This is a genomic window from Chryseobacterium sp. FW101-FHT12H09 (assembly GCF_058790395.1).
The window spans coordinates 92915-108529 of the sequence record NZ_JBYTCP010000005.1 but is presented as its reverse complement, the minus strand read 5'-3'; the positions used below and the strand labels follow the sequence as shown (position 1 = coordinate 108529).

General features: G+C 34.5%; 15 protein-coding genes. 4 read left to right on the top strand and 11 right to left on the bottom strand.

Features of this window, described 5'->3' with window-relative positions:
- Positions 1–17 precede the first annotated feature (17 nt).
- The 4 genes from AC3WRL_RS19435 to AC3WRL_RS19420 all read right to left on the bottom strand — a co-directional run bounded on the left by AC3WRL_RS19435 (position 18) and on the right by AC3WRL_RS19420 (position 4308).
- A complete protein-coding gene (locus AC3WRL_RS19435) occupies positions 18–1859 on the bottom strand; it encodes a carbon starvation CstA family protein (protein WP_261513052.1) in 1842 nt (613 codons plus the stop codon).
- A 262-nt stretch (positions 1860–2121) separates the two neighbouring features.
- On the bottom strand, positions 2122–3141 hold the full coding sequence (locus AC3WRL_RS19430) for an alpha/beta hydrolase fold domain-containing protein (protein ID WP_492331065.1): 1020 nt from the start codon (positions 3139–3141) through the stop codon (positions 2122–2124).
- A 23-nt stretch (positions 3142–3164) separates the two neighbouring features.
- Positions 3165–3548, bottom strand: a complete 384-nt coding sequence (locus AC3WRL_RS19425) for a DUF3037 domain-containing protein (RefSeq protein WP_214828991.1) — start codon at positions 3546–3548, stop codon at positions 3165–3167.
- Positions 3535–4308 (bottom strand): HipA family kinase, encoded by a 774-nt coding sequence (locus tag AC3WRL_RS19420; protein WP_261513049.1) that lies wholly within the window; start codon positions 4306–4308, stop codon positions 3535–3537. The genes AC3WRL_RS19425 and AC3WRL_RS19420 overlap by 14 nt, the downstream gene beginning before the upstream one ends.
- Positions 4309–4461: 153 nt before the next feature.
- Here AC3WRL_RS19420 and AC3WRL_RS19415 point away from each other — a divergent pair, with 153 nt between their 5' ends.
- The 4 genes from AC3WRL_RS19415 to AC3WRL_RS19400 all read left to right on the top strand — a co-directional run bounded on the left by AC3WRL_RS19415 (position 4462) and on the right by AC3WRL_RS19400 (position 7792).
- On the top strand, positions 4462–5301 hold the full coding sequence (locus AC3WRL_RS19415; protein ID WP_261513047.1) for an alpha/beta hydrolase family protein: 840 nt from the start codon (positions 4462–4464) through the stop codon (positions 5299–5301).
- A gap of 27 nt (positions 5302–5328) precedes the next feature.
- Complete coding sequence (locus AC3WRL_RS19410) at positions 5329–6225, top strand: helix-turn-helix domain-containing protein (RefSeq protein WP_492331064.1); 897 nt, start codon at positions 5329–5331, stop codon at positions 6223–6225.
- Positions 6226–6292: 67 nt separating this feature from the next.
- On the top strand, positions 6293–6952 hold the full coding sequence (locus AC3WRL_RS19405) for a hypothetical protein (protein ID WP_492331063.1): 660 nt from the start codon (positions 6293–6295) through the stop codon (positions 6950–6952).
- 24 nt (positions 6953–6976) lie between these two features.
- Positions 6977–7792: an arylamine N-acetyltransferase family protein gene (locus AC3WRL_RS19400; protein WP_261513044.1), complete on the top strand. Its 816-nt coding sequence runs from the start codon at positions 6977–6979 to the stop codon at positions 7790–7792.
- Positions 7793–7861: 69 nt separating this feature from the next.
- Here AC3WRL_RS19400 and AC3WRL_RS19395 read toward each other — a convergent pair whose 3' ends face one another.
- From AC3WRL_RS19395 to AC3WRL_RS19365, 7 genes are all read right to left on the bottom strand, one after another.
- Positions 7862–8683: a flavin reductase family protein gene (locus AC3WRL_RS19395; protein WP_214829000.1), complete on the bottom strand. Its 822-nt coding sequence runs from the start codon at positions 8681–8683 to the stop codon at positions 7862–7864.
- A gap of 104 nt (positions 8684–8787) precedes the next feature.
- On the bottom strand, positions 8788–10035 hold the full coding sequence (gene fahA, locus AC3WRL_RS19390) for a fumarylacetoacetase (RefSeq protein WP_492331062.1): 1248 nt from the start codon (positions 10033–10035) through the stop codon (positions 8788–8790).
- Between the two features lie 224 nt (positions 10036–10259).
- Positions 10260–10715: a hypothetical protein gene (locus tag AC3WRL_RS19385; RefSeq protein WP_214829004.1), complete on the bottom strand. Its 456-nt coding sequence runs from the start codon at positions 10713–10715 to the stop codon at positions 10260–10262.
- A 71-nt stretch (positions 10716–10786) separates the two neighbouring features.
- On the bottom strand, positions 10787–11917 hold the full coding sequence (gene hppD / locus AC3WRL_RS19380; protein WP_214829006.1) for a 4-hydroxyphenylpyruvate dioxygenase: 1131 nt from the start codon (positions 11915–11917) through the stop codon (positions 10787–10789).
- A 230-nt stretch (positions 11918–12147) separates the two neighbouring features.
- Complete coding sequence (locus tag AC3WRL_RS19375; protein ID WP_214829008.1) at positions 12148–12927, bottom strand: hypothetical protein; 780 nt, start codon at positions 12925–12927, stop codon at positions 12148–12150.
- A 108-nt stretch (positions 12928–13035) separates the two neighbouring features.
- Positions 13036–14310: an acetyl-CoA hydrolase/transferase family protein gene (locus AC3WRL_RS19370; protein WP_261513041.1), complete on the bottom strand. Its 1275-nt coding sequence runs from the start codon at positions 14308–14310 to the stop codon at positions 13036–13038.
- Between the two features lie 65 nt (positions 14311–14375).
- The gene (locus tag AC3WRL_RS19365; protein ID WP_214829228.1) at positions 14376–15527 is read right to left on the bottom strand and encodes a homogentisate 1,2-dioxygenase; all 1152 of its coding nucleotides are present in this window, start codon (positions 15525–15527) and stop codon (positions 14376–14378) included.
- Positions 15528–15615: the final 88 nt, after the last annotated feature.

Below are 15615 nucleotides of genomic sequence, written 5' to 3'. Positions count from 1 at the left end.
ACCAGCAAAGGATCTTTTTATCTTTCTACCAGTTCCTTTACGGTTTCTCCATAAAAATCAGTTTCAGATTTATTGATTTTTAAAAGTTCATACCATTTTCTAAAAGCACCAATAAATACAATAAGCATTAATGCCATGGCAACAACTGCTAGTGTAGCAAGTAGATATTGTTCTTTAGGGAGATAGATAACTGTTACCTGAATATAGCCAGCCCAAAATGTGATGATTGCCATAAATACTCCTGGAATAGCTGAGCAAAGTGCATATTTTCCTCTGTTCAGCCGGATAAGCATCGTAGTGCACACGATGAGTCCACAGGCTGCTAAAAGTTGATTGCTAATTCCGAATAATGGCCAGATACTGCTTACATTTCCTGTGAAGACCAGATAGCCCCAGGCAAAAGTAAAAATAAGACTGCTTATAATGATTCCCGGTATCCAGTTTTTATCATTGAATTTTGGAATGACAGAGCCCAGCATTTCTTGTAAAAAGAACCGTCCTACTCTTGTTCCGGCATCAATGGCAGTAAGGATAAATACAGCTTCAAACATGATCGCAAAGTTGTACCAATAAGCCATCAGCTGATCCATATATGGGATCTTATTAAAAATATGAGCCATTCCTACGGCCAGAGAAACAGCTCCACCAGTTCTTCCATGTAGGTCGATACCTATTTTTTGAGAAAAGTAATCAATATCTACTCCGTGAAGAGAAGGATGTGCCGCAAGAAATGCATCGTAAGATTCTTTAGGAGTATTGATCGCAAAATAGTCGCCGGGCATTAAAGTACAGGCGGCAATTAAAGCCATAAGGGCAACAAATCCTTCTACCAACATCGCCCCATAACCTACAAAAAGAATTTCTCTTTCTTTATTCAGCATTTTAGGTGTAGTTCCGGTTGCAATAACGGCGTGGAATCCTGAAATGGCCCCACAAGCAATCACTATAAAAATAAAGGGCAGAACCGGGCCTCCTATAACAGGGCCACCACCATTTACAAATTGACTGATCGCTGGCATTTGTACCGTTGGATGTATAGCAATTACGCCTATGGCAAGCATGACAATGGTTCCGATTTTTAAATAGGTAGAAAGATAGTCTCTTGGTACCAGAAGTAACCAAACAGGTAATACTGAAGCTAAAAAACCATATAAAGGAATAGCGATAGAAATAGTAGTAATATCCCAGGAAAATAGATTATTCATTGTTTCATTCTGCATCAGGTTATGCCCACCAATAATACCTGCGATCAAAAGCACACCGCCTAAGATGCTGGCAAAGGTCACACTATTTTTTCGGTAGCGCATAATTAAGCCCATGATAATAGCGATAGGCATAGTGATCACTACTGTAAAGAGAGACCATGATGCCTCGTGCATGGCATTGATGCAGGCAAGTGATAAACCTGCCAACGTGAGAATCAGGATGAATAGAATGGCAAAACCGGCAACGGTTCCTGTTGTTTTTCCAATTTCTTTAGAAGCTATGGTAGCTAAACTTTGTCCCTTGTGGCGCACAGAGGCAAATAAAACAACCATATCATGTACACCCCCTCCCAGGACGCAGCCGATCAAGATCCATAAAGCACCTGGAAGATATCCGAATTGAGCTGCGAGTACAGGTCCAACCAGAGGTCCTGCAGCAGCTATGGCCGCAAAATGATGCCCAAAAAGAACATTTTTGTTAGTGGCAACATAATCCTTACCATCGGCAAATTCCAATGCAGGGGTTGTATTTTTATCATTGAGACGCAATACTTTATTGGCCAGAAAAATCCCGTAGAAACGGTAGGCAATTGCGAAAATAAGGACTGAAGTGAAAACTAAAGTTAAGGCGTTTATGTTATTTAGGAAATCCATATCATCTTAGTTTTTTATGAATAAATAATTAAATTTTTTGTTTATTTTACTTTGAATAATTTAAACAATGGCCAAGTTAATTAATTTATGAATAAAAAATATAGATATGTATATTAATTTAGCAAATTAATAAAGTGGAAAGCTTTTTTATGTGTTAAAGTACTATAAACCAGTATATATATTGTGGTGTTGATTTTGTGAACTATATTTATTAATCGGTTTTAATAATTAATCACTACTCGTTCATCATCATTTACTGGGTTTATTTTTTTTGAGATACGATATAGTCTACCATTTCATCAACAAGCCGATTGAGATAGGATTTATCGGTTGTTCCAAAACCGTGTATTCCTCCTTCAACAATGGTTAGTTTATTTTTTATGTCCTTTTTATCTAATTTTCTTTTTAATATTTCAGATTGTTTCAAGGGAACAATTTTATCTTTATTACCCTGTAAAATCAGAGTAGGTGTAGCATTGTCAATATAGGTTACAGGAGATAAGGTTTTAAAATAATCGATCACTTTTCTTTTGTCTTTTTTTATATCATAACCTGAGATTCCTAAGATCAGCTTATCCCTGAGATCAACAATTTTTTTTGAAAACAGGCTGACAAAAAAAGCACCCACGTTTCCTACACGGGTATGTAGTAATTTATTAAGATCAGTTGGTCCAAAATTATTTACAACATAATTCACTTTTGCCGAATAGGGTGAAAGCTCTGGAGCTCCAACAAACTCGTTGTCCTCAGTATAAGCTGCCAATAATGAGAGATGAGCTCCTGCAGATGCTCCGAAAAGACCAATATTATTGGTGTCAAAATGATATTTATCGGCATTTTTTCTTACCCATCTAATGGCATCTTTAGTGTCCTGAATAGGAAGAGGAAAATGTACATCCTTATTCACCAGCGTGTAGTTGATACTCACTACGGTATATTCTTTTTCTACAAGTTTTAGAATCATATTTTCTATATATGAATCAGCGTGTATCACTTTATCACCTCCTATCCAACCTCCACCATGCACATAAATAAGAACAGTATGTTTTTCATCGGAACTGTTTTTAGGGCTGTAAATATCTAAAGCTACAGAGCCTTCTTTATTAGTTTTATAAAAAATATTTTCTGAAACAGTTGTTTTTTCCTGTAAGAGTATACTTTTAGGGGTTTGTGCTTGAATTTGATTTTGAGAGAAATTTAAATTAAATGCACTTAAAGATAAAACAAAAAACAGGTTTAATAAAAACCTGTATAATGTAGTATGGTTGTTAAATGATTTCATATGATTTTTTTTGAGGAAATTAGTTACTTTACTAACTCCTCAAAAAGTTTACCAAAAGTTTTTTCCAGGTCTTTGGATTTTCCGGGATGAGGTCTTGAGGTTTGAACAACAGAGCTGCGTACAGCCGTTAACCAACGGAAACGTTCTGGAAGTTCCAATTGTGCAATAGGCCCGCCGTCTTTATCTCCATTGGCAATTTTTTTAAAACTTTCCAGATTTTGAATAATATCTTCGTAGTCCAGTTTACTGTGCATAAGATTGAATTTATCGGGACACAGATAAAAATCAGCCCGGATAAATTTTTCCTTTTTTGAAAACATAACAAGACCTACATTGAAAAATTCTTCTCTTTCAACCTTTGGTACCAAACGTATTACGGCGTATTCGTATATTTTATCCTCTTGCATTTTTCGCTTCGTTTAGAAAGATTTGTGAATTCTCTAGCCTTGTTTTCATAAATTGGAAGTATACTTCACGAATCTCCTCAGGAGTTTCATCAGCGTCATTCCACTGTAACCAATCTTCAGGGATTAAATTAACGATTTCCCTGAACACGGTATCATTTAAAACTTCATGTGCCCACTGATCAGCTTCATCCAGCATCTTAGCTTTAGGAAGTAAAACGTGATCTTTTACATATTTAAAAGGTGTTTTTGCAGCAGTATCAAAATTCTCCCATGAATGATGGAAATAAAAAGAAGCTCCATTATCAATTACCCAGAGTTCCTTATGCCACATTAATAAGTTGGTGTTTTTGTAAGTACGGTCGATATTGGTAATAAATGCATCCAGCCATACGATTTTTGAGGCTAAAAGTGGGTCAATAACAACACCAGGATCATAAGTAATAGATCCGGAAAGATAATGAAGACCAAGATTTAATCCTTCTGAAGATTTCAGTAAATCCTGAATTTCTTCGTCTGCTTCAGTTCTCCCAAAATCAACATCAAGGTTTACAAAAACCAATTCAGGAATTTTTAATCCTAAAACTTCTGTGATTTTTCCACCTAAAAGTTCTGATATCAACATTTTTACTCCATGACCTGCACCACGGAATTTTAACACATATTTAAAATCGTCATCAGCTTCCGCCAAAGCAGGAAGAGATCCACCCTCTCTTAAAGGCAGGATATAACGCATTACGGTTACCGTTCTTAAATCCAACATATCGCAAAAATAAGATTTTACTTTGTGTTTGTTTCTATTTTTAATATTTTTAGTTGAAATTAAGTTAGTAGCAAAAAGGATAAAGTCATTTTATCATAAGATAAGTTTAATTGCATCTCATAAGGACTTTCACTTTTAACTAAAAAAAGAAATATGGAAATCACAAAAAAACAAAATATAATCCTCTCAAATCCTGAAACCAGGGATTTCCTTGCTGATGCGTTTTATTCCGAAACGGATAACAAACTACCTTTAGTGATTTTTGTTCACGGTTATAAAGGCTACAAAGATTGGGGAGCCTGGAATCTGATGGCTGAAAAATTTGCAAAAGCCGGATTTTTCTTTGTTAAGTTTAATTTCTCACATAATGGAACAACTGTAGAAGATCCTGATAATTTTGCAGATTTAGAAGCTTTTGGTAAGAATAACTATTCTAAAGAGCTTTCAGATTTGGGAGTAGTGATTGATTATTTTATTAAGGATCCCAAAGTTGATGATCAGAAAATAATACTGATAGGCCACAGCAGAGGGGGTGGGATTTCCATTGTTAAAACTTTTGAAGATGAACGAATTAATGGGTTGATTACATTAGCTAGTGTAGATACTTTAGACCGTTTTCCAGATGGGGCTAGTTTGGAGAAATGGAAAAACGAAGGAGTTTATTATGTTTTAAATGGAAGAACTAAACAGGAGATGCCTCATTATTACCAGTTCTATGAAAATTTTGAACAAGATGCTCATCGTTTTGATGTAGAAATGGCTACAGAAATGGCAAAGGCTCATTTATTGATTGTCCATGGAACAAATGATGAAAGTGTAGAGGTAAAGAATGCAGAACATTTACATATTTTGAACCCTAATTCCGAATTGTTCTTAGTTGAAAATGCCAATCATACTTTTGGTGCAAAAGAACCTTGGACTGAAGCTGGTCTTCCTCAAGATTTAAATACGGTTACGGAAAAATGTATTGATTTTATTAATCTGAAAATGTAGGGCAAATGTAAATTTGTTTAATAAAGTATGACTTTAATTCCGCAATATGATCCTGAAAATTTTAGAACAGTACTTCAGAACAGTACTGAAAATTTTAACCATAAAGAATCAAGTGACTTTTTTATAATTGATCTTGCTATTCAAAAAAACAAAGTTCAGCTTCCATTTCTTCCACATCGTTTGACCGTTAATGATTTTGTATTTGTGAGCAGAGGCGAGCTCATAAAAACGGTATGCTCGGATTCTTACTTTATTCCTGAATCTACCTTAATGATTTTACCGCCGTATAAAATAAGGACCATGGAGAAGTTTTCAGATGATATCGAGGGGTATTACTGCCATTTTCCAGATGATCTTCTTTCACGGGATAATGGATTTAAGGCCCTTCAGGAAATACTTAATTACTTAGATTTAAAAAATGATCATCGTATCACAATAGCAAACAATACAAAGGGGAATCTTTTATATCTTCTGAAAAGGATGAAGGAATTGTATAAGCAGAATGATGTCAATTTGATCATCTCATACTTGCAGACATTTTTAGCAGAGATAAAATCTATTATACAAGATCTTCCACCTATTGTTCTTACTGCAAACGAAACTATCGCTTTCCACTTTAGAAAAGCAATTACTCAATATATTAATACTGTTCATAGCATTCAGGAATATGCGGATATGCTGCATGTTTCTCCTAATCATTTAAATAAATCCGTAAAGATGGCAACCGGAAAAACGGCTTCGTCAATTATCAGTGAAACTCTGACGATGGAAGCTAAATCACTGCTCTCCAATACTCAGTTAAGTGTCGGGGATATCGCTTTTTCTTTAGGAATTGAAGACCCGTCCTATTTTACCCGTTTCTTTAAAAAACACATTGGTGTTTCTCCCAATCAATATAGGAAGAGGATTGATTTGTCCTATTAATTGCTTTGTTTGTTCTATATGTAAGCCTGTTTTATTGCTGAAATTTGCAATATAATAGTTTGAAATTATGGATTTTAAAAGCGGGTTGATGTTTTTCTTAGGGTTCGTTTTGGCTAAGGCTCAGACGAGTGATGTGAAAGAAAAGCTAAATGCTCCTGTTGCTTTTGAAGTACTTGCAGGCAATGTGGGAATTGCTTCTCAACTGAATATCAATAAAAATTTTAAAGATGTCCATGGACTTTCTTTTTTCAGTGTCAGTAATATTTCTTCAAAATGGAACGAACAGAATGCCAAAGATGCCATGTCACAATTCAACTTGGCGTATGAATTTCTGAAAGGCTTTCGCATACTTGGAGGAATACATTATACACCATCTACAGGTTTAAGGCCAAGTGTTATGGTATTGTATTCTTATGTAGCAGAAAATATGACCATCGTTTTCGGTCCCAGAGTAGATCTGTCTGATAATAGTAATGTGGAGGGTTTTGGAATGCTGGAATATAAACCAAAACTGAACGGGAATTGGCAGGTATATTCAAGACTTCAAGGACTATATGCGCAGTCTGTTAAAAACGGTAATCATGCGAGAAGTTATTTAATGATAAGAGCTGGGGTCAGTCATCATGATTATAGTTTTGGATTTGGGGCAAACTTTGATGCTTATGGTCCGGAAAGGATAGTGAAAAATAATTTTGGAATTTTTGCTTCCATCAGGTTATTCAGATAATATTAATTTTAATAATAAAATACAATGATACATACAGAATTGAAAAAATATTTTGAGCGAATACATTTTACAGGGAATGCTGCTGTTAATATAGAAACCTTGAAAAATATCCATGAATTGCATCCTCAATACATTACATTTGAAAATATTGATACTTATACAGGGTATGTCCCGAAGGTTGACATAGAATCAGTTTTTAATAAATTGGTGATAGAAAACAGGGGTGGATATTGTTATGAACAAAATGTTTTGCTGAAAAATGTTTTAGAAACAATAGGCTTTGATGTTACCGCTCATCTTGGAAGAGTTTTATGGGGAAGAGAGAAGGAAGGGAAAGCTGCTCGTACACATATGTTGCTTACTGTAACCCTGAGCGGAGAAAAATATCTTGTGGATTCGGGATTTGGGACAGTGACGCTAACATCTCCGCTAATTTTACAGTCAGAGAATGAACAAATAACGCCCAATGGTCTTTTTCAAATATCTTCAAATAATCATATTTACACTCTATCTTTAATTGGTGAAGAAAATATGCCGATCTATGAATTTTCTTTAGAACCTGCCGAGCAGACTGATGTAGAAGTTGCTAACTGGTATATCGCTACGAATCCATCTTCCATCTTTAGAGAAAATCTTATTGTGACAAAAGTGGATGTAATAGCTCGTTACACGTTAAACAATAAATCTCTAAACATACGCTATAACAATGGGACCAGAGAAAATATTGATGTCATTAATCATGAAGATTTGTTTATTTTGCTTGAAAATGTATTCCATATTAACTTAAATAATATTAAAGATAAGGTCGTTCTTATCAAAAAATTTAGTGGAGTAGCATAATCTATTGAAAGTGGGTAAAATAAAAAAAGATGGTTTAAAAAACCATCTTTTTTTATTTTAGATATATAATTAAATCACTAGAATTTTCCAGGCTTCATCAATATTATTTTTCAGTAAAAGTTCCTGAGCCTTTTTATGAATATCTTCATCTGCGTAGCAACTTTCTGAAGGAAGAACTTCCACATTGGCAAGCATTCCCAGATCGTTACCTGTAAATACTTTGCTTAGTTTTATAGCATCAGGAAGAAGATCAAAGCCAATTCCTTTTGTTACCAAAGGTTTTGGTACTTCAAAGAGATTGTTTTCATTATTTCTGGAATACCAGTTTCCTCCTAAACGAGCAACCATATCCAGTTTTGCCTGATCCAGATTACCTTGTTCATTGAGGTATTCTTCTCTGATATGAATTTTTTGTACTTCACAAATAACTAAATTACCAGCGCCTCCCTGTTCTCCTAAAGATTTTATTTCTAAAACCTTGCACTCAAAATTAACGGGGCATTCTTCAATAAGCTTTGGTTTTACCATGTCAGCATCTTTCATGGTAAGCCCGGATTTGATGAATTCATTCACGCCATCCTCATATTCTGTTGACGCTAAAGAGATTTGTTGTACTATGGGGAAATTAACTGTTCCAATGACCACTTCCGGAACTTCCAGAACATTTTCCAGCGTATGTTTCGTTGTATTATCACGAACTCTTCTTGATGGTGAAAAGATCAAAATTGGCGGAACTGTACTGAACATGTTAAAAAAGCTGAAAGGCGATAAATTTATTGTACCATTTTTATCAACTGTTGATGCCAAAGCAATTGGTCTGGGAGCAACAGCGGTTTGCATGATCATCTGAAGCTGTACAGCGGTTATTTCGGATGGGATAACTGTTTTCATATTTTATACTTAAGCCACTTTAGCTTTTGAAAATCTAGTATTACAAAAACTAAAGTGAACTTAATTTTAGCATAATTATTTTAACTTAAGTGTTTAAACTTTTTTTATAATGTAGGAATGATTTTTCCAGATACTTCACCGAAGCCTACTCTTACACCGTCTTTTTCAGCCCAGGCTTTCATCGTTACAGTATCATTATCTTCAATGAACTTTCTTTCCTGGCCATTGTTTAATTGAATAGGATTTTGGCCTCTCCATGTTAATTCAAGCATAGAACCGAATGATTTTGGATCACTTCCTGAAATAGTACCACTTGCATACATATCACCCACTTCCAGATTACAACCGTTTACAGTATGATGAGCCAGTTGCTGGGTCATATTCCAATACATAAACTTGTAATTGCTTTCTGAGATTAGGTTTTCTTCCCCATTCTCAGGCTGTAAGTATACTTCAAGGTTGATGTCGTAGTTTTTATCACCCTCAAATTTTAGGTAATCTAAAACTTCAGGATCTTGTTTTGGAGAAGATGTTCTGAAAGGAGCCAGTGCTTCTAAAGTAACCACCCAAGGAGAAATCGATGAACCAAAGTTTTTGCCTAAAAATGGTCCTAGTGGCACATATTCCCAAGATTGAATATCTCTTGCAGACCAGTCATTGAAAATAACCATTCCAAAAATAGCGTCTTCAGCTTCTTTTGTAGAAACACTTTCACCCATATCGGTGTTTTTATTGATAACAAAAGCCATTTCTAATTCAAAGTCCAGCTGTTTCGAAGGACCAAAGATTGGTTTATCTGCATCGGCAGGTTTCATCTGACCTTTTGGACGGTTGATATCTGTTCCTGAAATAACGATTGAAGAAGCTCTGCCATGGTATCCTACAGGTAAATGTTTCCAGTTCGGCAGTAAAGCATTAGCTGGATCACGGAACATTTTTCCAACATTAGTTGCATGTTCGATACTGCTGTAAAAATCTGTATAATTTGGAATATGAATAGGCATGATCATTCTTACTTTATCAAGATCATAGAACGCATCTTCTATGGTTTTCTGATCTTTAGATAAAATGGAACCTTCCTGTAATAATTCTTGGATTCTAGCTCTAACAGCATTAGTGACAGGTTTTCCTAATTCGATAAATTCGTTTAGGGTGTAAGCTTCAAAGACGTTGTCATCAAGTCCTTCAATATTTTCAAAGTAACTTAAATCAAATAAGCTGGCCAGATCAATAACCTGATCCCCAATTCTTGTACAACATCCAATATATTCTTTATTGAAAACCGCTACTCCAAAAGGAATATTATGTATAGAAAAGTCTGAATTTGAGGAATACTCTACAAATGATTTCATAAGATTGTAATTTAATTGAGATTAATAAATCTGTTAAAATTTTAGGTTTTTAATATCTCAAGTGGCCGTAGTAGAAAAGCAAAGTTTCCAACTAAATATTTTTAAACTCATCAGTATCCTTGATTATGATAAAATCATTAAGTACTGACCAAATATTGAGATATTAAATAAATTACTTTCTCACTACGCTCCCCGCAATAACGAGCGCCCTCAAGATATGTATATTATTTTTTTGAATACGATGCTTCATCGATCCATCTGTCTTTAGTATTAACGTCAATCAGGTAAAGTATATTATCCTGTCTCGTTAATAATAAAGTTTTGGTAACCGGAATGGGAACCTTTTTACCTTCTAGAATATTAGCTCTTAAAGAAACAATATTCTTTTTTCTGACGATATCACCAGTAAAAACATTAGAACTGCTTTCACCTGTAGCCTTATCATCGAAAACTTCTACATAAGTTGCATTATTACCTTTAATAATAATGAAATCCCTTTCTGTATGGTCATCGGAATCTTTAATAAAGACAAATTTTTTGTCGTCAATATTTACATTTTCCAGATGCTGATTGATGCCTTTTCTTTCTTCAAGTCTGTTGAGAATTTCATTAAGTGTTCCGTATTGAGCTTTCAAGCCCAGTGCACTGAAAAATAAAATTCCAAATACAATTTTTTTCATATTAAGTGTTTTAAAAAAAAGTTTTGTCAAGACTTTGCATCCTGACAAAACTTAGTATTGATATCTGGGAATTAAAGATTACCTCTTCTATCCTGTTCTCTTTCTAATGCTTCAAACAATGCTTTGAAATTACCTGCTCCGAAGCTTTGTGCACCATGTCTTTCAATGATTTCAAAGAAAAGAGTAGGGCGGTCTTCTACAGGCTTAGTAAAGATTTGTAAAAGGTATCCTTCTTCATCATGATCAATTAATATACCAAGATCTTGTAATTTTTTAAGATCCTCATCGATATGACCTACTCGTTCAGGAACCATATCGTAATATGCTTCTGGTGGAGCAGAAAGGAATTCTACACCTCTCTTTTTAAGTTCTGTTACAGTATGGATAATATCTTTGGTAGCAACCGCAATGTGTTGAACTCCTTCACCTTCATAAAAATCAAGATATTCTTCTATCTGAGATTTTTTCTTTCCTTCAGCTGGCTCATTGATAGGGAATTTAGCAAATCCGTTTCCGTTGGACATTACTTTAGACATCAACGCAGAATATTCTGTATTGATCTGTTTGTCATCAAAAGAAAGGATATTTACAAAGCCCATTACTTTTTCATACCATTCAACAGTAGGGATCATTCTGTTCCAGTCTACATTTCCTACACAGTGGTCAACGTATAAAAGACCTGCTTCTTCCGGTTGATAAGTAGTTTCCCACTTTTCATAACCAGGCATAAATGGACCTGTATAATTTTTTCTCTCAATAAACATGTGAACTGTTTCTCCGTAAGTATAAATTCCGGACATTCTTACTTCTCCATGCTCGTCAGTTAAAGTTACAGGCTCTAAATAAGGTTTACCACCTCTTTTTGTGGTTTCTTCAAAAGCTTTGTAAGCGTCATCCACCCAAAGTGCTAAAACTTTTACTCCATCTCCGTGTTTTTTTACATGTTCACTAATTGGAGATTCAGAGGTAAGTCCTGTCGTTAAGATTAATCTTATTTTTCCCTGTTGAAGAACATAAGAAGCACGATCCCTTACTCCTGTTTCAGGACCAGCGTATGCTACAGACTGAAAACCGAAAGCGGTTTTATAAAAATGAGCAGACTGTTTAGCATTTCCTACATAAAACTCAATGTAATCTGTGCCATTAATTGGCAAAAAATTCTCTGCTTGAGCAATTTTTTCGGCAAATGTAAGTGTTGACATATTTTCTTTTTACTTTTATTTTTATAGGTATGCAAATTACAAAAATCTTAGATATGGCAAAAGTATTAATAGGAAATCCTTAGTGAGGCTTAACATAGATTTAAAGAAAAGTTCATTTAAGTATGTTTAAGTTTAGTATGTTACAGGATGGTTATCTATTTTTGTATCTACAAAGACAAGTGAAAAAAAAATATTTTCGAAAATTTGAAAGCCGTAGGACACTACGGCTTTCATTTTTTATGATTTAGTCTCCCTGCATCAGGGTTATAATTATCCCATATTTTCCAGACGTTATCTATTTTCTTGATAAAGTAAATTTGGGTGTTTAACTGATTAACAAAATTTTCTTCACCTGTTTCGCCAACTTTAAATAAGAGATTCCAAAATTCCTGAGATTCCAATATTTTTTTGTCAGGTTCATCAGTAACCATATGGATATCAAAAACCTCAAAATTGGAGCGATTATTTTTTGTAATAAGTTTAAACTCTCTGTCACATAGTTCTTTACTAAACTGCGTGGCTCTTTCCAAAAAAGGGGAATCATCGAAAACAAGATCTTTAAAAAGTTGAGTATTATGAGAAGGAAACTGTTTGTAAAACTCAAACACTGTAGAACAATAGTTGTATATGATATTACTGAAGAACTCTTCATCTTCAGAATTATGATCCTGTTTATTCTCCCTTATAAACTGAATATAAGCATTGAGATCTTTAAATCCTAAAAAGATGCATATCTTATCCAGTGTTTTTAAAAAACGAAGATCGTTATGTGTTTTATCCTGATAATCATTTTCAAAAAAACGCTGCAGTGTAACATGAGAAATAGTACTTCCTATTTCAAATTTTTTACCTCCTTTCAGTTCTTCAGATCCTGATAGTTCATCTTTTATAATTTCGGAGAGAATAATATAATGACTCCTCTTCCAATCTTTAACATTACCTAAAACCGAATTTTTTACCTTGGAATGTTTTATTATTTCCTCTCTTATCGAATTATATATCGTTTTCAATTGCCTAACTTTAAAAGGGTTTATCAAAAATACTGCCAAAGACTTAGAAGGTCTTTTGTCTATCCCTTTTTGGTCAGTTTACAGATCGTTTAATGCAAAAGAAATTATTTAATGTTTAAATCTTTCAAAAGCGGCTTGTTCCAACATCTCTCTGTCATCAGGGTGAGCAATACTGATCAATTCCTGAGCCCGTTGGCGTAGATTTTTTCCATACAGGTAGGCTGTTCCATATTCTGTAACGACATAATGGATATGTCCTCTCGTGGTAACAACACCTGCTCCCTGTTTCAGGTAAGGAACAATTCTTGAAATTCCCTTTTTAGTCCTTGACGTGATCGCAATAATAGGTTTTCCTCCTTCGCTTAAGGCAGCACCTCTCATAAAATCCATTTGGCCACCAATTCCACTGTATTGTAGAGTTCCTATAGAATCTGCACAAACCTGTCCAGTCAAATCGATTTCTATAGCAGAATTAATGGCAACCATCTTTTTGTTTCGCATGATATTGATTGGGAAGTTCACGTCACTTACATCCTTAAAAGCAAAAACAGTGTTGTCATCTACATAGTCGTACAATTTTCTTGTTCCAAAGCAAAAGCTGGTAATTGTTTTATTATCGTTATAACCTTTGTATTTGTTGTTAATGACATCATTTTGAATAAGATCTATTACTCCATCGCTTAGCATTTCTGTATGAACTCCCAGGTCTTTATGATTTCCAAGACATTTCAATACAGCATCCGGAATAGTTCCAATACCCATTTGGATGGTTGATCTGTCATCAATAAGATCGGCAACGTTCTTTCCAACTAACATTTCCTCAGGGCCTACTTTTGATCCGTAATCTACCGTAGGAAGTTCTTCTTCATGCCATACCAGTTTGTTTATTCTGCTAATATGTATCATTCCGTCTCCGTGAGTTCTCGGCATTAAAGGATTTACGATAGCAACAATTATTTTAGCAGTATCTACAGCAGCTCTTGCAACATCTACAGAAGTACCTAATGTGCAGAAGCCATGTTTGTCAGGTGGAGAAACAGTAATTAATGCTACATCAAGAGGTAAAATGTTATTCCTGAATAAGATGGGAATTTCACTTAAAAATACGGGAACGAAATCACCTCTTTCAGAGTTTACGGCATCCCTTACAGGAGTTGAAACAAATAAAGAATTGACGAAAAAGTTGTCTTTATATTGTGGTTTTGCAATTTCAACATTTCCTTGCTGAGTAATGGAAACCATTTCCACGTTTTCTAATCTGTGGGATTGTCTGGCTAATTCATCAATCAGGTAATTGGGTGTACATGCACTCCCGTGAAAAAATACACGATTTCCGCTTTTTACAGTATATACGGCTTCCTCTGCACTAATATAATTGTACATATTAAATTTTTTTTGAAATAATATTTATACCGACTGTTGTTTACAGTCATTTGTGTTTTTACAGTTTATTCCAACCAGGAAGTTTTATAGGTTGGATCTTCTACTTTCATAGCTTCTTCAGTGATTTTTAAAGGACGGAATGGATCTACCATCACAGCATATTCTTCAGTGAATTTTTTACCGATACTTCTTTCCATTGCCCCGGGATGTGGCCCATGAACAACTCCTCCAGGGTGAAGACTGAAGTCCATAAGATCAACATGGTTACGACTCATAAAGTCACCTTCTGTGTAGAATAAAACCTCATCAGAGTCAATATTAGAATGATTATATGGTGCAGGAATAGCTAATGGATGGTAATCATACATTCTGGCACAAAAAGAACAAACGACAAAATTATGTCCTTCAAAGTTTTGGTGAACTGGAGGTGGTTGATGAATTCTTCCTGTTATAGGCTCAAAGTTTTTGATGTTAAATTTATAAGGATAAAAATAACCATCCCAGCCTACGACATCAAAAGGGTGCGTTGCATAAATGAAGTCAGTGATTTGATTTTCTTTTTTTACTTTAATTAAAAACTCACCTTTTTCATCTTTAGGTTCAACAAAAGTTGGAGCGATAATGTCTCTCTCACAGAATGGAGAATGTTCCAAAAGTTGTCCAAATTCATTTCTGTATCGCTTTGGAGTATAAATTGGAGAATGACTTTCCAGTACAAAAAATACAGTATTTTCAGTATGAACTTCTACCTGATAGATTGTTCCCCTTGGAATAATAAGATAATCACCGGTAGAGAAATCCAGGTTACCAACAAATGTTTTTAAAACTCCGGTGCCTTCATGAACAAACAAAAGTTCATCACATTCAGCATTTTTATAGAAATAATCAGTTGATTTTCTAGGTTTTGATAACCCCATTTTCAGATCATTGTTCACCAAAAGGAATTTTCTGCTTTCCAAAAAGTCATCTTCAGGAGTTACCTGCATTCCTTTGAACATTCTTGGAGTTACATTTTTATCAACAGCAATCTTAGGAGTTACATCTTTTGCATTTCCTATTGATTTTATCTGAGTAGGTCGGTGGATATGATAGAGCAAAGAAGAAATACCATGAAAGCCCTCGGTTCCGAAAAGTTGCTCATAGTAGAATTTATCTTCTGGAGATTTAAAAATCGTATGTCTTTTCTGTGGGATTTTCCCAGATTGATTATATCTCATTTTACCTTTATATTTTCTCAAATTTAATAATTTTTGACGAATAATTTTTAAGGATATTTATCATAGAGTTTTTTGTTTCGAAAATAAT